The sequence below is a fragment of the Lysobacter capsici genome (assembly GCF_018732085.1).
GTDB classification, from domain to species: domain Bacteria; phylum Pseudomonadota; class Gammaproteobacteria; order Xanthomonadales; family Xanthomonadaceae; genus Lysobacter; species Lysobacter capsici_A.
On sequence record NZ_CP076103.1, the window covers coordinates 3,078,242 to 3,096,855 of the forward strand.

At 65.8% G+C, this 18,614-nt stretch carries 15 protein-coding genes; 7 read left to right on the forward strand and 8 right to left on the reverse strand.

Annotated elements, in window-relative coordinates; translation table 11 throughout:
• Positions 1-449: 449 nt before the first annotated feature.
• The 3 genes from KME82_RS12980 to KME82_RS12990 form a co-directional block, all read right to left on the reverse strand.
• Positions 450-725 carry a hypothetical protein gene (locus tag KME82_RS12980; protein WP_215498884.1) on the reverse strand — a complete coding sequence of 92 codons (276 nt, stop codon included), beginning with the start codon at positions 723-725 and terminating at the stop codon, positions 450-452.
• Between the two features lie 112 nt (positions 726-837).
• Entirely contained in the window at positions 838-1,833 is a 996-nt protein-coding gene (locus tag KME82_RS12985) for a trypsin-like serine peptidase (protein WP_215498885.1), read from the reverse strand.
• Between the two features lie 409 nt (positions 1,834-2,242).
• On the reverse strand, positions 2,243-2,482 hold the full coding sequence (locus KME82_RS12990) for a hypothetical protein (protein WP_215498886.1): 240 nt from the start codon (positions 2,480-2,482) through the stop codon (positions 2,243-2,245).
• Between the two features lie 122 nt (positions 2,483-2,604).
• On the opposite strand from KME82_RS12990, the gene KME82_RS12995 reads away from it, so the two are divergent.
• Complete coding sequence (locus tag KME82_RS12995; RefSeq protein WP_215498887.1) at positions 2,605-2,817, forward strand: DUF6289 family protein; 213 nt, start codon at positions 2,605-2,607, stop codon at positions 2,815-2,817.
• 135 nt (positions 2,818-2,952) lie between these two features.
• Here KME82_RS12995 and KME82_RS13000 read toward each other — a convergent pair whose 3' ends face one another.
• The 4 genes from KME82_RS13000 to KME82_RS13015 form a co-directional block, all read right to left on the reverse strand.
• A complete protein-coding gene (locus KME82_RS13000; RefSeq protein ID WP_215498888.1) occupies positions 2,953-3,345 on the reverse strand; it encodes a GFA family protein in 393 nt (130 codons plus the stop codon).
• 153 nt (positions 3,346-3,498) lie between these two features.
• On the reverse strand, positions 3,499-6,579 hold the full coding sequence (locus tag KME82_RS13005) for an efflux RND transporter permease subunit (RefSeq protein ID WP_215498889.1): 3,081 nt from the start codon (positions 6,577-6,579) through the stop codon (positions 3,499-3,501).
• The gene (locus KME82_RS13010; RefSeq protein WP_252255739.1) at positions 6,576-7,670 is read right to left on the reverse strand and encodes an efflux RND transporter periplasmic adaptor subunit; all 1,095 of its coding nucleotides are present in this window, start codon (positions 7,668-7,670) and stop codon (positions 6,576-6,578) included. Before KME82_RS13010 ends, KME82_RS13005 begins: the two co-directional genes overlap by 4 nt.
• A 265-nt stretch (positions 7,671-7,935) precedes the next feature.
• Positions 7,936-8,640, reverse strand: coding sequence for an SDR family oxidoreductase (locus KME82_RS13015; RefSeq protein ID WP_215498891.1), 705 nt, complete (start codon positions 8,638-8,640; stop codon positions 7,936-7,938).
• 183 nt (positions 8,641-8,823) lie between these two features.
• On the opposite strand from KME82_RS13015, the gene KME82_RS13020 reads away from it, so the two are divergent.
• Positions 8,824-9,105, forward strand: a complete 282-nt coding sequence (locus KME82_RS13020) for a hypothetical protein (protein WP_215498892.1) — start codon at positions 8,824-8,826, stop codon at positions 9,103-9,105.
• Between the two features lie 250 nt (positions 9,106-9,355).
• Here KME82_RS13020 and KME82_RS13025 read toward each other — a convergent pair whose 3' ends face one another.
• The gene (locus KME82_RS13025; RefSeq protein ID WP_215498893.1) at positions 9,356-11,227 is read right to left on the reverse strand and encodes a glycoside hydrolase family 9 protein; all 1,872 of its coding nucleotides are present in this window, start codon (positions 11,225-11,227) and stop codon (positions 9,356-9,358) included.
• A gap of 130 nt (positions 11,228-11,357) precedes the next feature.
• Here KME82_RS13025 and KME82_RS13030 point away from each other — a divergent pair, with 130 nt between their 5' ends.
• From KME82_RS13030 to KME82_RS13050, 5 genes are all read left to right on the forward strand, one after another.
• Positions 11,358-12,608: an ROK family transcriptional regulator gene (locus tag KME82_RS13030; RefSeq protein ID WP_215498894.1), complete on the forward strand. Its 1,251-nt coding sequence runs from the start codon at positions 11,358-11,360 to the stop codon at positions 12,606-12,608.
• A 62-nt stretch (positions 12,609-12,670) separates the two neighbouring features.
• Positions 12,671-13,678 (forward strand): carbohydrate kinase family protein, encoded by a 1,008-nt coding sequence (locus KME82_RS13035; protein WP_215498895.1) that lies wholly within the window; start codon positions 12,671-12,673, stop codon positions 13,676-13,678.
• Positions 13,679-13,693: 15 nt separating this feature from the next.
• Entirely contained in the window at positions 13,694-14,911 is a 1,218-nt protein-coding gene (locus KME82_RS13040) for an MFS transporter (RefSeq protein WP_215498896.1), read from the forward strand.
• A gap of 67 nt (positions 14,912-14,978) precedes the next feature.
• Positions 14,979-17,663: a TonB-dependent receptor gene (locus KME82_RS13045; protein ID WP_215498897.1), complete on the forward strand. Its 2,685-nt coding sequence runs from the start codon at positions 14,979-14,981 to the stop codon at positions 17,661-17,663.
• 276 nt (positions 17,664-17,939) lie between these two features.
• Positions 17,940-18,557 carry a DUF2239 family protein gene (locus KME82_RS13050; protein WP_215498898.1) on the forward strand — a complete coding sequence of 206 codons (618 nt, stop codon included), beginning with the start codon at positions 17,940-17,942 and terminating at the stop codon, positions 18,555-18,557.
• The last annotated feature ends 57 nt before the right edge of the window (positions 18,558-18,614 follow it).

An 18,614-nucleotide genomic window follows, 5' to 3' on the forward strand; every position in this document is an offset into this window, starting at 1 on the left:
GAACAGGCACGTGCAGTGACTACATACACCTTTGGCTGTCGCGACGGAATAAGCGCGGGCCAAGTCGCTGAATTATTTGAAATGCAGTGCCGGAATGCGGGCCGGTCCGGCGGCTGTTCCGGTTTCGGAAAAGCGTAGGGGCAAGACGCCTTTACGAATGCTCAGGCTTGAGGCGGCAGGCAGCCGTTCGGCCGCGTTCGTCTTGCACCGGTCCACGTCATGACCTGGATGATTTCCCGGGAACCGGACACGGCGAAGATGCGTCGTTGTTCGACGGCCGCGCCTTGCCGGCCGTAGATCATCTGCAAGGCGGCAACACAATTCGGCATGCCGGGCCACGCGGCGATGGCGATTGCCGGCGCCCGATCGCAGGCGAATGCATCGGACGGGGCAGGGCATTGAGTTTCACGCGTACCCGCCGGGCGCTACGAACCGATCCCGACATCCGGCTAACGCAATCCGCCGGACCGCGGCATTTCGTTGAGCTCGTCGATCACTTTCCTGGGCGCGCGCAGGCGGATCTGCACCGGGAAGGATTCCTGTACGACCACGTCCTTCACCACGCCGCTTTTTTCCAGCGCCATCACCTTGGTCAATACCGGGTCCGGAGACTCGGCGCTGCCGACGATCAGCGCGCTTTCCAACGGCTCATGGTTCGTGCTCGGCTGTTGGTTGTCGAGGCCGCAGCCCGCCAGCAGCAGTAACGCGATAAAGACCGGTTTCATCGTTGCCGCCTTGCGCGTTGGATGATTCGTTCGGGAACGCACCGCTGAGGAACGTGGTGCATCGTTGGCCCGATGCACCACGCCGGCATTACTGCAGATCGACGCCCGCCGATCAAGGGTAGGTGGCGATCCAGTTCTGAAGCGTGTTGTAGACCGTGCTGGTCAGCTGCGTTCCGCAGTTCTGGGTGGACGAACCGGTCGTGTGGATGCCGCGGACGTTGACCCCGCCGTCGCTGGCGATGCCGCTGCCGCTGTTGCCGCCGGCGGTATCGATGGTGTAGCACAGCCGATAGGAGCCGCTGGTGTTCACCGACCCCGAGTGCGTCCACATCGTGCCGAGCGGCTTGTCGCCGGGATAGCCGATGATGGTATGCGTGCCGCCGGAATAGACGCCCCAGCCGGAGTTGCCGCCGTGCGGCGCCGCGCTGAGCACGATCAGCGCATAGTCGTAGTTGCTGTCGGCGCTGTTATGCCATGCCGTGGTGGTGACGGCGCGGGCCCAGGTGGTCGTGCCCCAGGGCTCGTAGCTGCCGTTCTGCGCGGTGGTGAAGTCCAGGCTGGAATAGAACGTGCCGGCGCCGTTGGAGACGCAGTGGCCTGCGGTGAGCACGTGCTTGGCGGTGATCAAGGTGCCGGTGCAGCCGATGCCGATACGGCCGATATGCCAGAACGGAGCGGCCACGGTGTTGGAAATCTGCACTCTGTCGTCCGCGCCGATCACGACCTTGGGCGTGACCCGGCCGTCCGCATGAAGCGTCGGAAACGTCGGCGGCGTGCTGAAGCTCGTGGCGGTGCGGCCCACCGACTCCAGATCCCTGATGGCCTTTTCGAAGATGGCGACATCTTCGGGATTCATCCTGGATTCGTACAGGTCGCCATTGCGCGTGACCATGATCGCGCTCAACCCGGCCGCCTTCTGCTGCGGCGTCTGCAGGCGCGCATCGGTGGCGCTTCCCGTTTCGGGCAGCAAACCTCTCACCAGATTGTCGCCTTGGATGAACTTGGCTTTAGCGTTCAGTTTTTGAAACGCAGGTTCCTTGGCCACCGCCGTATCGACAGCGGGCACCGAAACCAGCAACACCAGACTCAACGCGACTAGATGGTTCATAACTAGCTCCTTGTTGGTTGAATAGTCCTTCCAGGTTTCGGCAAGCGCATCCGGCGCTGCCGACCTGATCAGTCCGGATCGATTCCGCACTGGTCTTCGAGGCGAAACATCGTGTGCTCGTTCCGCCGATGCGGTCGTCCCTGGCCGCGCAAAACGATGGGTTCCCCGGCGCTCAACGTTTGTTCGCGTTTCGTCTATGTCGCGGCGCATGGATGCCGCGCGACATTGCGATGCAGCTGTGGCGAGCGCCGCACCAAAGGAGATGCGCGCTCAGGTTGAGGCGAACCACGATCTTTCTGATCGCATAAGTGGTTTTAATGGAAACCATTTGCCGCACGAAACAAGTCGGGCAAAATTTCCCGATGTGGATCGTATTACGCCACGAAATACGCTGTCGTCGTGATGCGTCTCACAAATGTTCAATCACGAAGTGGCATGGTGGCCAAAGCGTCGTGTCGATCGCACTCGGAGTTGATTGATCTTGTCGCGCGAGAATGTCGCGACGTGATCGACGGAAAATCGAGCGGGTAAAAATATTGCGTTGTGGCGGGTCGATCAGCCGCTTGTGCCGAGGTCCGATATCGCGCCAGCGTGCGGACAGATTGATCCGGTGTTTCATCCGTTGGCGCGACTTCTCGATCGCGCTCACAGTTCATTTTCGCCGCGATTGGCGCAATCGAAACTTCGCCTGGTTCGCAATCGCCGTGCGCATCGCGCGTTGTATCTTCCTTGCGCGGCAACCTGCCGCAGGAAAGCCAAGGGAGGAGTGCCATGCATCGCTTCAAGTTGATCGTATTGGGAACCCTGTTGGCGATGTCCGCCAGTACCGGCGCGGCGACCAGTTCCGCGGGTTGCTTTTGTTCCGTTGTGTACTACAACGATGCGGGCACGGTCGTCGGGATTCGCCAGCCCGCCGGTTGCGGCGATCCGGGTTGGGGCGTGACGAGCAACAAGTCCAAGGTATACGCGGGCTGCGTGATGTAAGCGGCCACGTTCGCGAAAGCGGCAGTCGCCCAGTCGTCTGGGCGACTGCGTCGATCGGGACGACCTGAAACCGGGCGACGACTGCGTTCGCGAACAAGGCCGTTCGCGCGGCGGCGCATTCGCCGCTTGCGGGCATTACGGTTCGAAGCGACCCGTGCCTTCGCGATCGCGCTCGTAGTGCCGGCTGAGCGCGAACGCCGGCAACCAGGACTCGCGGCGGACGGTCCAGGTTTCGTAGGTCGGCGTGAGTTGGTCGGGTGCGTCCAGCGCTCCCAGGCTCACTTCGACCTCGTCCGCGCTGCGTGCAAAAACGGATGAGCCGCAGCGCGGGCAGAAATGCCGTCCGAGGTAATCGCGTGTTTCGCCTTCAACGCTCACCGCATCGTGCGGGAACATGGCGAATGTGTAGAAAAGGCTGCCGCTATGCTTGCGGCAGTCGAAGCAATGGCAGACGCCGACCCGGTAGGGCAGGCCCGAGGCTTCGATGCGAACGTTGCCGCACACGCAACCGCCAGTGAATCGCTCCATGCTGCATCTCCGTTGAAACGCAGCTGGAATGGTTACAGCGAACGTGCCGGCATTGCAATCGCCGAAGCGCCTTGTGGGCAACGCCGTTCACGGCACGCCGCGCGCCTGCCCTCCGGCACTTGATGCCGAAGGGGCAGGGCAGCGCATCGGTCGTCAGTCCGACACCGGATGCTGCACCGGATGCGAGGAACGATGGCGGAACCGTCGCGTCAGCCATTCGCCGAGGTCGTCGACCACCGTGAACGCGGCCGGGATCACGATCAGGCTCAGCAGGGTCGAGGTGATCAGGCCGCCGATCACCGCGATCGCCATCGGCGCGCGGAAGCTGGAATCGCCGGCGAAACCCAGCGCGATCGGCATCATGCCGGCGCCCATCGCCAGCGTGGTCATGATGATCGGCTGGGCGCGCTTGCGGCAGGCGTCGATCAACGCATCGTGCTGGCTCATTCCATGTTCGTCCTCGGCCATCACCGCGTAGTCGACCAGCAGGATCGAATTCTTGGTGGCGATGCCGATCAACATCAGCAGGCCGATCAAGGCCGGCAAGGACAGCATGTTCTGGGTCAGCAGCAGCGCGCCGAACGCGCCGCCGGCGCACAGCGGCACCGCGGTCAGGATGGTCAGCGGCATCAACGCATGGTTGAACAGCAACAACAGCACCATGTAGATGCAGATCAGTCCGGCCGCCATCGCCAGCATGAAGCCGACGAACAGTTCGACGAACACCTCGGCGTCGCCGGTGTTGAGGAAGCTCACGCCGGGCGGCAGATGCTGCACGCTCGGCAGTTTCTGCACGGTTTCCATGACCTCGCCGAGCGGCCGACCGTTGAGTTCGGCGGTCAGGGTGACGTTGCGCTGACGCTGGTAGCGCGAGATCTGCGACGGCCCGCTGCCCATCTGGATATCCGCGACCGCGGCCAGCGGCACCGGACCGTAACGGCCGTGTACGCGCAACTGGCCGATCAAGGCCGGATTGGCCAGGGTCGCCTCGGCGAAACCGACCCGGATCGGAATCTGCCGGTCGGGCAGGTTGAGCTTCGCGAGACGTTGCTCGTAATCGCCCGAGGTCGCGATGCGCGCGGCTTCGGCGATGTCGGCGGTCGCTACGCCCAGGTCGGCGGCCCGCGCCGAGTTCGGCACGATCTGGATTTCCGGACGCAGCAACGATGCCGACGAGCTGACGCTGCCGAGGCCGGAGATGCCGCGCAAATCGCGTTCGAGCGCGATCGAGGCTTCCTGCAGATGCTGCGGATCGTCGCCGGACAGCACCAGTTGCAGTTGATTGCCCGGTTCGGAGCTGACGTAGCTCACGCGCACGCCGGCCAGGTTGGCCAGGCGCGCGCGCGCGTCGCGTTCGAGTGCGCGCTGGTCGCGTTCACGGCCGTCGGCCACGCCCCAATCGAGCACCAAGGTCGCCTTGCGCGCTTCGCCGATGCCGGTGGCGCCGGGGTCGCCGAGATCGAGCACGCTGCCGACCGCGGTATACACCTGCTTGAGTTCGGGAATGTCCTTGACCAGCGCGCGCGCGCGTTCGGCGATCGCCGCGGTTTCCTGCAGCCGCGTGCCCGGCGGCAGTTCCAGGTTGAGGTTGCTGCGGCCCAGGTCGGACTGCGGGATGAAGGTCGCCGGGATGAACGGCACCAGCGCCAGCGAGGCGACGAACAGGCCGGTGGCGATCCACAAGGTACGCGCGCGATGGCGCAGCGCGGCGTCGACCCAGCCCAGGTACCAGCGCATCAGCCGCGACTCGGCGGGTTCTTCGCCATGCGGCTTGAGCAGGTACGCGGCCATCATCGGCGTCAACAGACGCGCGACCAGCAACGAGAACAGCACCGCGGTCGCGGCGGTCCAGCCGAACTCGCGGAAGAACTTGCCGGCGATGCCGGGCATGAAGGCGACCGGCACGAACACCGCCGCCAGGGTCAGCGAAGTGGCGATGACCGCGTTGCCGATTTCGCCGGCGGCGTCGCGGGCGGCTTCCAGCGGCGGCTTGCCCATGCGCAGATGGCGCACGATGTTTTCGATCTCGACGATCGCGTCGTCGACGAGGATGCCGACCACCACCGACAGCGCGAGCAAGGTGATCAGGTTCAAGGTGAAGCCGAACCAGTACATCACCGCGAAAGTCGGGATGATCGACAACGGCAGCGCGAGCGCCGACACCCAGGTCGCGCGCCAGTCGCGCAGGAACGCCCACACCACCAGCAGCGCCAGCAGCGCGCCTTCCCACAGCATCGTCATCGACGAATCGTAGGAGCGATGGGTCTCGTCGATGGCGGTGGTGACCAGGCGGAAGTCGATGCCCGGATGGCTCGCCTTGAGCTGGTCCAGGGCCGCATGCACGCCTGCTTCGACTTTCACCTCGCTCGAACCGCGCGTGCGCGACATCGAGAATGCGACCACGTCGCGGCCATCGAGCAAGGCGACCTGGGTCGGATCGGCGGCGGCATCGCTGACCTTGGCCAGGGCCGACAAGCGCACCGAGCGGCCGTCGGGCAGGCTGATCGAATAGTCGCGCAGCGACTGCGCGTTGCCGACCGTACCGAGGGTGCGGATGGTCTGCTGGCTGCGGTCGAGTTCGGCCTTGCCGCCGGCGCGTTCGACCTGGATCTGCGCCAGCTGCCGCGACACATCGCCGGCGGTGACGCCGAAGGCGAGCAGGGCGTTGGGATCCAGATCGACCCGCACCTGGCGCTCGACGCCACCGACGCGGGTGACGCGGGCCACGCCCGGCACGCCGTACATGGCGCGCGAGACTTGCCGGTCGACGAACCAGCTGGCTTCATCGGCGGTCATCTGCGGTGCGACCAGCGCGTAGGTCATCAACGAGCCGCCGATATCGACCTTCGAGATCACCGGTTCCTGGATGTCCTGCGGCAGATCGGTGCGGATGCGCGTCACCGCATCGCGGGTGTCGTCCAGCGCGGTGGCCAGATCGGCTTCGAGATTGAATTCGATCGTGGTGGTGCTGACGCCTTCGCTGACCGTGGAGATCACGCGTTTGACGTTGTTGACGGTCGCAACCGAGTCTTCGACCTTGCGCGTGACCTCGGCTTCGAGCTGGCTCGGCGACGCGCCCGGCTGAGTGACGGTGACCGTGGTCATCGGGAAGGCGATATCGGGAAAGCGCGCCACCGGCAGCTTGAAGAAGCCCCACAGGCCGGCCACGCACAGCACGAAGAACAGCATGATCGCCGGCAGCGGGCGGCGGATCGCCCAGGCGGAAAAATTCATGGCGTGCTCGTCTCCGCGGCCGGCGCCTTGCTCGCCGCCCGGCTTGCCGACTGGCTCGCCGGCACCACGCGCACGCGGTCGCCGTCGCCGAGGAAGCCCGCGCCTTCGGCGACGACTTGCTGGCCTTCTTTCAGGCCTTCGATGATTTCGATCCGGCCTTGCGCGGTCTGACCGGTGCGCACGCGCAGGCGCTGCACGGTCTGCTTGTCCTTCACCGTGAACACGTAGCTGTGGCCGTCGCGCTGCACGACTGCGGCGCTGGGCACCATCAGGGCGCGCCCTGCGCCGGTGACGATGCGGCCTTCGACATACACGCCCGGCTTGAGTGCGCCGGGTTCGGGAAGATCGGCATAGACCGTGCCGGTGCGGGTCTGCGCATCGACGCCCGGGCTGACCGCGCGAATGCGGCCGCTGACGGTGCCGCCGGCATACGGCAGTTCGACGGTGTTGCCGATTCTCACGCCGGACAACTGGTCTTCCGGCAATTCGGCGCGCCATTCCAGGCGTCCGTCGCGGATCAGGCGCAGCAGTTCGTTGCCCGCGGCGACCACTTGCCCCGGCTGCACCAGTCGCTTGGAGATGATGCCGTCGGCGGGCGCGCGCAGTTCGGCAAAATCGCGACGTAGTTGCGCCGCGTCGCGAGCGGCGCGGGCGGTGGCGACCTGCGCTTCGGCTTGCACGCGGGTCGCGCGCAACTCATCCAGACTGCTCGCGCTGACCAACTGGGTGGCGGCCAGTTTCGCGCCGCGCTCGTAGTTGACCTGCGCCAGCGTCAACGACGCCTGCGCCTGCTTCAACGAGGCATCGGCCTGCGCCAGTTCGCTGTCGAGGGTGCGATGGTCCAGTTCCAGCAGCACCTGGCCCCGGCTGACCGCCTGGCCGACGTCGACCCGCAACGCGGTCACCCGCTGGCCGCTGAGTTCGACGCCCAACTGCATTTCCTCGAACGCCGACACCGGTCCGGACACCAGCACGTTGCGCGCCAGTGGCTGCGACTGGGCCGGCGCCAGCGACACCGAAAGCCCCGACGCGCCGGCCGCGGCGGCTTGTTCTTCCTTGGCGCCTGAGCACGCCGCCAGCCAGGAACACATAACGACCACTGCTAACCAACGCGGAACAACTGCGCGCATGGAGGATTCCGTAAAGAGTATGAAGACAGTGGGGCGAGCGCCACGCGCATCGGTGGCTGCCGGGCGAGCCGATGTCGCCCGTGTTCGCCAGGGCGGATGGTCGTCAGCCTAGGAGCGCGACTTTAAGAGTTGATTAAAGCGCGGGGCGGGGACCGGTAGGGAAGGACCTGCGGATGGTACTCGGTAGCGCGCCGCATTCGATCGCTTCGGTTTCGTGGTTGCGGACTCAGGTCAGGTGAAGCCCGCCGTCCACGTCGAGCACGACCCCGGTGACGAATCGATTGCGCACGAGGAACGCGATGGCATCGGCGACTTCGTCGGCCCGGCCCGCGCGCGCGAGCGGCGCCTTGCGGCTTTCGCGGTCGAACAGGCCGGCGGGTTTGTCGGCCCACCAGGGCGTATCGATCACGCCGGGTGCCACCGCATTCACCCGCAGCGGCGCAAGCTCGCGCGCCAGGGTCGCGACGAGGCGGTCGATGGCTGCGTTGATCGCCCCGAGTCCCGCCGTTCCGGGGTTGGCGAAGCGTCCCGAGGCCGCGGAGACGAAGGTGATCGAACCGTCTTTCGCCAGATGCGGCAGGGCCGCCTGCGCGCTGTTGAAATGCACCCAGAACTTGGCCTCGAAGCCGCGGCGCAGATCCTCCGGCGCGACCGCGGCGAACGGGCCGGCGCCGGCGCCGCCCGAGGCCGCAATCACCAGGTGGCCGATCGGAGCGAGCTTCGCGAAGAGCGTGTCCAATGACGCGCGATCGGCGGCGTCCGCGACGTCCCCTCGCGCACCGGGCCCGAGCTGGCGCAGGGCCTGATCGAGTTTTTCCCGATTCCGGCCGACGACGATCGTGGCCGTGCCTGAGCGCGAAAACAGTTCGGCGGTGGCCAGGCCGATACCGGAAGTACCGCCGATCACGACGATGGGAGTCGAAGCGGTCATGGGCGTGTCCTTGTGAACTGTGGGCGTATCGGCGTCAAGGCGGATTTATCGGACGCAAGGCGGCCTGTCAATGTCGAAGCCATCCAATGTCGATGAATGCCCGCCGCGGCATCGGCTGCGTTATCCGCTAGCCGAGCGGAATGTTGCGAGCGGTCTGGGGGCAGGCGTGGGGCGAGGCGATGTATGAGCGCCGGTGTCACGCGCGCGCAAGTTGCCGTCAGACAGAGCCGGCCAGTCCGCGCGCACCCCGGTGAGTTCTTCCGAGATCCGCCACAGGCGTTCGGCCAGCGCTTCATCGCGTGCCGCGTCCACCGGTTCCACCACGGTCGGATGGCCTTTCTTTTCGTTCGGGCCGTCGGGGCCGAAGAACTGTCCGCCGCGGACCTGCGGCGCGGTCGCGGCATACAGCTGCGGCAGCACGCCCATCTCGGCCGGTTGGGCGAAGAAGCGATTGCCGAGGCGTGATGTTTGAGCGGCGCAGGGACGCGTTTGCAGCCGCTGCAGCCGTGAGGGCCGCCCAGCAAGTGAGTGCGTAACCAAGTAGATGCAGCAGCAGCGACGGCTAGTACCCACGTCCAATACGCACATCCATTACTTCGCATAATGTATATTATGTTCATGCGAAGATGTACCAATGGATGGTCGATGCATGCCCGGATTGCGTAAGCACAGCATGTCCTTCAACGCCACCGGCAGCTCACAGCGAGCTTCACCATCAGCGAGCCTCGTCAGTCGCCATCGTCATCGCCGCGAACAGCATCCAGGTGGTATGCGGAATCCACTGCTCCACCCAGCGCCATTGTTCCGAATCCGGGCCGGGCGCGAAGCTGATGCCGGCGCCGGTGTCGCTGCCCACCGCGCCGGTGATGCCGTTGGAGATGCCGCCTACGAACATTTCGCCGGCGCTCTCCGGCACGGTCGGCGGGTTCTTGCGGCCGAAGCCGTAGAGCATGGAGATGCCGTATGGGTTGCGGCCCAGGGTCCAGTCGAGCTGGCTCTGCGCATAACCGGCACGATCGCTAGGCAGGCCGTAGCCGGCCGCGCCGTGGTCCGCCAGCTTGCGGCCGCCGATGACCATGGCCGCGCTGAGCGACGCCAGGCGGGCGCTTTCGCCCTGCCACCAGTAGCCGGTTTCGTTGCGATGCGGGATGAAGAAGCCTTCCAGCACGTCGCCCGCGGCCTTGCCGTCCTGGGTCAGCTGGAAGCGTTGGCGGGCGTAGCCATACGGGTTGGCCACCGCGTTGGTGATGGTCAGCTCGTGCTTGAGCGCCGAACCGATGGCATCCAGCGCGCGCTGACGACGTCCCTGCTCCGGTTCGATATCGACATAAGCCGAGAGGCTGATCACCGGCAAGCCGGCTTCGGCGGCGTGGTAGTACGGGCGGCGGCCGCCGTCGCTGATGAAACCGCCGTCGGCTTGCTGCCGCGCCATCAGGCTGGCGGCGCGTTCGCGCGCGTCGTCGAGGTAGCGCGACTGGCCGGTGGCGTTGTGCAGTTCCACCAGCGCCATCAGCGCGGTGTAGTCGTCGATGATGTTTTCCTTGCCGTCGGCGCCGTACTGCGGGTTGAACTTGCGCAGGTGCGCGTAGGCGCGCTCGGCATCGGCCAGATACTGGACGCCGTCGAATTCGCCATGACGGCCGCTTTGCCTGGCCAACATCGAGGCACGCGCGAGCGCGGCGATGGCCATGCCGCCGCCGGCGCGAAACGCCGAGCGGTACAAGGTCGTGTACGTTCCGGCCGCGCCTTCGTAACCGGTGACCATGCGCTTGGCGCCCGGGGTACCCCATTGGTCGAACACCGTGGTGTAGAAATAGCCTTCGGCATCCAGCGTGCGATGCAGATAGTCCGCGCCCCAGAACGCTTCATCCTCGACCTGCGTTTGCAGGCCGTGCGCGGCGAACAAGGCCTGGCGCGCATGCGCGCCATAGGCCAATACCCAGGCCGCCATCGAGGCCTGCTGCGGATTGAAATAGTTGGCGTAGCCCAGGTGCGACAGGTATTTGCCCTTGTCGCCGCCGGCGTCCTGCCAGCCGCCCCAGGCGTTCACTCTGCGCGAGGTCTGGAAGATCGGCAGGTCGCGATCGGCGTCGTCGGTGTGGCGGCTGCGCTTGAAGTAGCCCAGCAGCTGCGCGCCGGTCGTGGCGAAGACCGCGTTGTCGCGTACCGGTACGGCAGCCGATACCGCACGCTGCTGGCCGATACGCACTTCCACTTCGTACTGGCCGACTTGCTCGACATCCGAGAAGTCGACGCTGAAATAGCGCTTGCCCGGGCTCCACTCGGCAAACGGCTGCAGCGGCCGCAGATCGCCGTGCTGGATCGGCTTGCCATCGCGCAACACGGTGTAGCTGCCCTGCCCGGCTTCGCCTGCATATTCGACGACGGCCAGCTTCGGCCCCCGCCGCTCCAGCGCCACCTGGTTGAGCTGCACCAGCAGCGGCTGTTTGGGCAGGCTCACCGACACCGTGGTCTTCGATTCTTCGGCCGAGGCGGCACAGGCCACCTGCAGTAGGCTGGACAACGTCATCGCCAGCGCGGCCATCGCTTGAACGGCGGTCTTGCGGGAGTGCGGCAAAAGGGTCATCGGCACGGTTCCGGATAGACTAGCCAGCGCAACTTAGCCATGCGGCCGGTCGCCGTCAATAAATACTTCACACGGATGTATTAATAATACGGCGCCATCCCTCCCCTACGCTCAACCGGTTTCAACGCCTATGAACAGTGGCCGCGGCGCCACCCAGCAATCCAGCGCCCCCTACAACCGCCGCCTCGTGCTGGATTTCATCCGCCAGCATGGCGCGGCCTCGCGCAAGGACATCCAGGAAAAGGTCTCGCTCAGCCCGCAGACCGTCGCCAACATCACCAATGAGCTCGAATCGATCGGCCTGATCGTCTCGCGCCGGCAGAAGGACCTGAAGACCCGCGGCCAGCCGCCGATCGCCTTCGAGATCAATCCCGACGCCGGCCAGTCCATCGGCATCAGCCTGGAACCGGGCCGCGCCTCGGGCGCGCTGGTCAACCTGGTCGGCCAGATCGATGCCCGCTGCGAGGTGCAGTTGCAGGGCTGCGATCGCCCGCAGCTGCTGGCCGGCCTGCTGGAACTGGTGGCCAAGCTGCGCCGGCAGGCCAATGCCCGGCTGTGGGGCATCGGCGTGGCCTTGCCCGGCCCGCTCGGCGACACCGAGCTGAGTTTCGTCGGCCCCACCGCGCTGGAGGGCTGGAAGGACCTGTCCATCCTCGACCAGTTGCAGGAAGCCACCGGCCTGCCGCTGTTCCACAGTGTCGACAGCGTGGCCGGCGCGCTGGGCGAGACCTTGTACGGGGTCGCCCGGCACCTGGACAACTTCTTCTACCTGCACCTGAGCATGGGCCTGGGCGGCTCCTTGATCGTCGGCCGCAACAACTACCGCGGCGCCGACGGCAACGCCACCGAGATCGGCCACGTGCCGGTCGTCCCGGGCGGTACGCCGTGCTATTGCGGCAATCAGGGCTGCCTGGAGCGCTACCTGTCGCTGCACTCGCTGGCCGAGGCGCTGGGCCTGGACGACGCGCAGATCCATACCCCGGACCTGCTCGACCGCCTGGACGACGCCGAGGACCAGGCCCTGCAGCAGTGGTGCCAGCAGGCGTCCCAGCGCCTGCGCGACGCCGTGTGCATGATCGAAAACCTGTTCGACCCGCAGACCATCGTCATCGGCGGATCGGCGCCGCAGAAACTGGTGCAGCGCCTGGTCGACCTGGCCCAGCCCTGGCACCGCTCGGTGCGCGGCCGCCCCGCCCCGGAATGGCCGCGGGTGATGATTTCGCAGCGCGAGGAAGACTGCCTGCTGCTGGGCGCCGCGGTGCTGCCGATCCATGAGCTGCTTTCTCCACGTCTGGAAGGCCTGCAGAAAGACGACCTCGCCGAACTCCAGGCAGCCGAGCTGCTGGGTCACCGCCCGTTCGCTGGCGGGCGTCGAATTTAATTAAACTTCCACTGGATATTTTTATTGACGAGGCCGAATCGGGGTGACTATAGTCGCCCCCCATGAAGCTCGATCAGCCCCAACCCATCCCGCCTCAATTCAGCATCGTCGGCGACGTCAGCGTGGACTTGGTCCTGGGCACGCTGGACGGCTGGCCCAAGATCGGCACCGAACAATTGCTGCCGCGCAGCGAGCTGCGCGCCGGCGGTTCGGCGGCCAACTCCGCCCTCACGGCCCGGCACCTCGGCCTGAGCCCGCATCTGATCGGCGCGATCGGCAACGATGACCTGGCGCAGTGGTTGCTGCTGCAGCTTGCAGGCATCCGCGTCGAACTGCAGACCTGCGCCAGCGACACCACCATGTCGGTCGGACTGCTGCACGCCGGCGGCGAGCGCACCTTCTTCACCAGTTGCGGGCATCTGCAGCATCTGACGCCCGATTTCGTGCTCAAGCACCTGCCGCCGGCATCGCCCGGCAGCGTCGTCCTGTTCACCGCCCCGTTCCTGCTGCCGGCCCTGCGCGAATACTTCGGCCAGTTGCTCGCGCAGGCCTCGGGCAAGGGTTATCAGGTCGCGCTGGACACCGGCTGGCCGCCGGAAGGCTGGACGCCGCAGGTGCACCGTGAAGTCGAAGGCTGGCTGGCCCATTGCGACCATCTGCTGGTCAACGAGCTGGAGGCGATGAGCATCGCCGATAGCCAGGACGACGGCCGGAATCCGGACGACAGCGGCGACCTCGACCTCGCCGTGCAACGCGTCGCCCGCCTGCTCAAGCCCGGCGCGCATCTGATCGTCAAGCTCGGCGCCGCCGGCGCGCTGGGTCACGTCGACGGCCAGACCACCCGCTACGCCACCCAGGCGGTCTCGGACATCTTCGACACCGTCGGCGCCGGCGACAGCTTCAACACCGGTTACCTGGCGGCGCGCCTGAGTCAGGTCGGCACGAACCAGGCGAGCCTGCGCGACGCGCTCGCCGCCGGTTGCCGCACCGCCAGCGCGATCCTGCCCCGGTTCCCGCGCAAGAGCATCGCCGCCGGCGAACTCTCCCATTGTCTGCAGCCGCACTCCTGACCCGAAGGCACGACCATGAAGCAGCGGCCGATGATCGTCAGTTACATCCTCCTGATCTGGTTCGCGATTTCCTTCATCACCAACCTGATCGGGCCGCTGATGCCCATCGCCATCGAGGACTTCAAGCTGAGCCTGACCATGGCCGGCTTCATGCCGTTCTCGTTCTTCCTGGCCTACGGCCTGATCTCGATTCCGGGCGGCATCCTGATCGAAGTGCGCGGCACCCGTTTCACTCTGTTTGCCGCGTTCGCGCTGAACTTCATCGGCGCCCTCGCGATCGCGGTGATGCCGGGCTACGTCTCGGTGGTGGCCGGCTTGTTCGTCATCGGCTTGGGGATGGCCCTGTTGCAGGTGGTGATCAATCCGCTGATGCGCGTGGCCGCCGGCGAGGAGCACTTCGCTTTCTTCTCGGTGATGGCGCAACTGGTGTTCGGCCTGGCCTCGTTCCTCAGTCCGCTGGCGTTCCGGCTGTACATGCAGCGCCCGGGCATTGAAGGACAGCCGCTGGCGTGGCTGACGTTCTATTGGTTCTTCAGCGCCGCCTTCGTGCTGCTGGCGCTGCTCAATTACAGACTGCCGCTGCCGGCGGTGGAACTGAAGGAAGACGAACGCGCGGGCAGTCGCGAGGCCTACCTCAGCCTGCTGCGGCGCCGCGATGTGCGCCTGTTCTTCCTGGCCATCGTCGCCTATGTCGGCACCGAGCAGTCGCTCGCCAACTGGATGTCGCAGTTCCTGCACAGCTACCACGGCATGTCGGCCACCGAGCAAGGCGCCATCGCCGTCAGCCGTTTCTGGGGCTTGATGTCGCTGGGCTGCCTGGTCGGCCTGGGCCTGCTGAAGCTGCTGGATTCGAAACTGGTGCTGGCGATCTTTTCGGCGCTGGCGATCGGCTGCCTTGGCCTCGCGCTGTTCGGCTCTGCGGACCTGTCGTTGCTGGCTTTTCCAGCCGCGGGATTTTTCCTGTCGGTGATGTTCTCGGTGATCTTCTCGCTGGGATTGAATTCGGTCACCCAGCACCACGGCGCGTTCTCGGGAATCCTGTGCAGCGGCATTCTCGGCGGCGCCGTCGTGCCGCTGCTGATCGGATTCGTCGCCGATCACTGGGGCCTGCGCGTGGGCCTGTCGCTGGTCTTCATTCCGCTGCTCTACATCCTCAGCGTCAGCGCCTGGGCCAGGCCGCTGGTGCGCAACCAAACGCTGTACTCCACGAAGAACACTCCCGCCTCGCCCTGATCGGGCAACCGCACCAGCCACTGCGCGGGTCCGCCGGCCCGAGTCGCGTACAACCAGGAGCCAATCCATGAAAAAGCATCCCAGCGATGTTCGACCGACCGGCATCGCCGTCGCGGTGGCCGCGGTATTGATCAGTTGCGCGGCCGTGCCGGTCATGGCGCAGACCAGTACGACCCAGAACGACACGCAGGTCAACGGTGAGCAGGCCAAGGCCGGCGAAGCCAAGACCACGCTCGAAACCGTGCATGTTTCCGCCACCCGCATCGAATCGGATCTGTTGAAAACGCCGGTGACCGTCACCGCCGTCAATCAGGAAGCGCTGACCCGCGAAGGCATCCGCGACGTGCGCGGCCTGTCGGGCAAGATGCCGAATGTGCAGATCGCCTCCGGCCCGGATTCCGGCGTGCAGGTCAGCATCCGCGGCATCGGCGCGAACAACTTCACCGAGATCGGCGACCCGGCCGTGGGCCTGCACGTGGCCGGCCTGTACTCGCCGCGTCCGCAAGGCGCGCTGGCGCTGATGTTCGACGTCGACCAGGTCGAAGTTTTGCGCGGCCCGCAAGGCACGCTGTTCGGCCGCAATTCCACCGGCGGCAGCATCAACATCATCCCGGCCAAGCCGCGCTTCGATTCCACCTTCGGCAGCGCCGAACTCGACGTGGGCAGCTACAACCTGCGCCAGCTCAACCTGATCCAGAACATCGCGGTGAACGATCGCTTCGCCCTGCGCCTGTCCGCGACCAAGGTCGAGCGCGACGGCTGGATCGACCAGAAGCAGGACTTCACCGACGTCGACATCCCCGAGCGCGGCTTCATCGCCGACGGCATCCCGGACGTGGACCAGCGTCGCAACCGCAAGGTCGGCCGCGACGAGTATTACTACAACCGCGACGAATGGGCCGCGCGCATCGCCGCGCGCTTCGCCTTCACCGACAACGTCGAGTGGCTGCTGGCCTACGAGAAATTCCAGAACTCCGGCGCCGGCCAGGTCGGACTGAAGGACTGCAAGCAGGCGGCCGGCACCCGCTTCGCCTGCGAGGGCGGCAAGTGGGACGTGAAGATCAACGTGCCCGGCAAGACCGACATGTCGATCGACACCGTGCGCTCCAACCTCAACTGGTTTCTCAGCGACAGCAACAGCCTCGAATACAGCGTGGCCTTCGCCACCCAGAAGCGCTCGCAGATCGCCGACGACGACGGCGGCTATCACGAGATCCCGTCGCAGGTGACCGCGACCTTGCCGGTGCCGCACGAAGGCGACTGGGGCGTGTGGCCGGTGCGCGACAACACCTCGATCACTCTGGACTCGAAGTACAAATCGGTCGTGCACGAACTGCAGTTCAAGCATCAGGGCGAACGCCTGAAGCTGGTATCGGGCCTGTTCTGGATGCACGAGAAGAACTCGATCGACTATGCGCAAGAGCTGCTGGTGAACGCGCCGTTCGGTTACCCGATCAGCCAGTTCTACCACCAGCCCGATCGCCAGATCGACGCCAAGGCGATCTTCTCCCAGGCCGACTGGCGCTTCGCCCCGACCTGGACCTTGACCGCGGGCGCGCGCTACAGCCGCGACGAAAAGACCGACCGCGGCGGCCAGGTGTACGGCGGCTGGGATACCGAATCGACCGCTTACTACAACGGCCTGTACGACCCGGGCACGCCGGGCGAGCCGGGCTTTCGTCCCCATAACGGCCGCGACCTGACCGAACGCATGGGGCCGTTCGGCGGTATCGACGCCTACAAGCTGTGGGGGCCGCCGGCGGAGAACGAACACTCCGAATCCTGGCGCAAGGTCACCTGGCGCCTGGGCCTGACCAAGGACCTGTCCGACGACGAAATCCTGTTCACCTCGCTGTCGACCGGCTACAAGGCCGGCGGCTTCGGCGACAAGGACGACAAATGCGGCGGCAAGGTCTGCATCGACGGCCCGGCCGGCCCGCAGTATACCTTCTTCCCGTACGAGCCCGAAACCGTCACCAACTTCGAGGTCGGCTACAAGGGCCTGCTGCTGGACAAGCGCCTGAGCCTGTCGGTCACCGCGTTCTACAGCCGCTACAAGGACATGCAGGTGACCGGTGACTTCTTCGCCGCCAAGGTGCATGTCAACGAACCCTGCCCGGACTTCGACCCGACCTGCGACGTGATCAAGAAGTGGCAGACCGTCAACGTCGGCACGGTGAACATCCCGGGCGTCGAGGTGGAAGTGGACTACCTGCCCACGGCGAATACGCGTATCGGCGGCTTCTTCTCCTACATCAACAGCAAGATCAAGGACTACCCCACCTTCAGCGACGAATGGAACTGCGGCGTGCGCGAAGAATTCGGCGCCCCGCCCTGCCCGCCGCCGTACAGCGGTCCCGATCCCACCCTGGCCGGCCGCCAGATCTACGACATCACCGGCCACCATCTGCCGCTGACCCCGAAATTCACCGCCGGCGTCAACGTCTCCCACACCTTCAAGTTCGGCAACGGCTATGAGCTGGTGCCCTGGCTCAGCGTGAAGTGGCAGGACAAGATGTACTTCACCCTGCGCAACCTCGACAACCCGCATGTCTCCGACGCGCAGGAGGCCTATACGACGGTCGATGCCAGCCTGAGTCTGCAATCGCCTTCGTTCTGGCGCACCGAGCTGTACGTGCTCAACGCCACCGACAAGATGACCAAGAACTGGGCCGACGACGCCGGTGGCTTCATCCGCGGCTACTGGAACGATCCGCGCACGGTGGGTCTGCGGGTTCGCTTCGACTATTGATGCCTTCATTGCGGCGCGCCAAGTCCTTCTTTCTTTGCGGGAGAGGGATTTGGCGCGGCCGTTGATGCCGTTGATGCCGCTGCGGCCGGGTGACCTCATGCGTGCCGGCGCATCCTCGTCGCAATGAGCTCACGACCGTCCTCGCCGGACGAATTGGCGGCGAAGGCCGGCCGTGGGCCTGGCTCGGTCGCATCGCAACCTCGAATTACACCCGGATCTTATTGACATCATTTTATACCCGGGTATTATTCGGCAACCTCCCGCAAGCCCAAGCCCATGCCCCGCTCCCTCACCTACACCGGCTTCGACGGCCACCGCCGCGTCACCACCGGCGCGCTGTCGGACGTGGCCATCGCGATCAAGCACGCGAGCGAGGCCGGCCAGCCCGGTCCGCTGCTGATCTTCGACGACGCCACCGGCCGCTCGATCGATGTGAACCTGCAAGGGTCGGACGCCGCGGTGCGGGCGCGATTGGCGAAACTCGACGCCGCCGCGAACTGCGCGAACGACGCGGACCCCGCCTCCGAAACGCCTTCGGAACCCGAGCCCGCGCGCGGCCGCGGACGCCCCAGGCTCGGCGTAGTAGCGCGCGAAGTCACCCTGCTCCCGCGACACTGGGATTGGCTGGCGACCCAGCCCGGCGGCGCCTCGGTCGCGCTGCGCAAACTGGTCGAACAGGCGCGCCGCTCGCACGATGCGGACGATCGCCGTCGCCGCGCGCACGAACGCGCCTATCACTTCATGTCCGCCCTCGCCGGCGACTTGCCGGGTTACGAAGAAGCCACGCGCGCTGTGTTCGCCGACGACCGGGCGCGACTGCGCGTGCTGATCGCGTATTGGCCCGAGGACGTACGCGAACACGCGTTGATGTTGGCTGCCCACGAAGAAGCGTGAACCGCCAGGCGCGACTCACGCTCAAGCATCGCTACGGAACGACCGCAAGACACCAAC

Excerpts from the sequence above, each read along its gene's own strand:
- KME82_RS13035 (WP_215498895.1), top strand. The coding sequence starts at position 12,671 with ATGAAGCTCGATCAGCCCCAACCCATCCCGCCTCAATTCAGCATCGTC.
- KME82_RS13005 (WP_215498889.1), bottom strand. The coding sequence starts at position 6,579 with ATGAATTTTTCCGCCTGGGCGATCCGCCGCCCGCTGCCGGCGATCATG.
- KME82_RS13045 (WP_215498897.1), top strand. The coding sequence starts at position 14,979 with ATGAAAAAGCATCCCAGCGATGTTCGACCGACCGGCATCGCCGTCGCG.
- KME82_RS12985 (WP_215498885.1), bottom strand. The coding sequence starts at position 1,833 with ATGAACCATCTAGTCGCGTTGAGTCTGGTGTTGCTGGTTTCGGTGCCC.
- KME82_RS12995 (WP_215498887.1), top strand. The coding sequence starts at position 2,605 with ATGCATCGCTTCAAGTTGATCGTATTGGGAACCCTGTTGGCGATGTCC.
- KME82_RS13050 (WP_215498898.1), top strand. The coding sequence starts at position 17,940 with ATGCCCCGCTCCCTCACCTACACCGGCTTCGACGGCCACCGCCGCGTC.
- KME82_RS13025 (WP_215498893.1), bottom strand. The coding sequence starts at position 11,227 with ATGACCCTTTTGCCGCACTCCCGCAAGACCGCCGTTCAAGCGATGGCC.
- KME82_RS13040 (WP_215498896.1), top strand. The coding sequence starts at position 13,694 with ATGAAGCAGCGGCCGATGATCGTCAGTTACATCCTCCTGATCTGGTTC.
- KME82_RS13010 (WP_252255739.1), bottom strand. The coding sequence starts at position 7,670 with ATGTGTTCCTGGCTGGCGGCGTGCTCAGGCGCCAAGGAAGAACAAGCC.
- KME82_RS13020 (WP_215498892.1), top strand. The coding sequence starts at position 8,824 with ATGAGCGCCGGTGTCACGCGCGCGCAAGTTGCCGTCAGACAGAGCCGG.
- KME82_RS13000 (WP_215498888.1), bottom strand. The coding sequence starts at position 3,345 with ATGGAGCGATTCACTGGCGGTTGCGTGTGCGGCAACGTTCGCATCGAA.
- KME82_RS13015 (WP_215498891.1), bottom strand. The coding sequence starts at position 8,640 with ATGACCGCTTCGACTCCCATCGTCGTGATCGGCGGTACTTCCGGTATC.
- KME82_RS12980 (WP_215498884.1), bottom strand. The coding sequence starts at position 725 with ATGAAACCGGTCTTTATCGCGTTACTGCTGCTGGCGGGCTGCGGCCTC.
- KME82_RS13030 (WP_215498894.1), top strand. The coding sequence starts at position 11,358 with ATGAACAGTGGCCGCGGCGCCACCCAGCAATCCAGCGCCCCCTACAAC.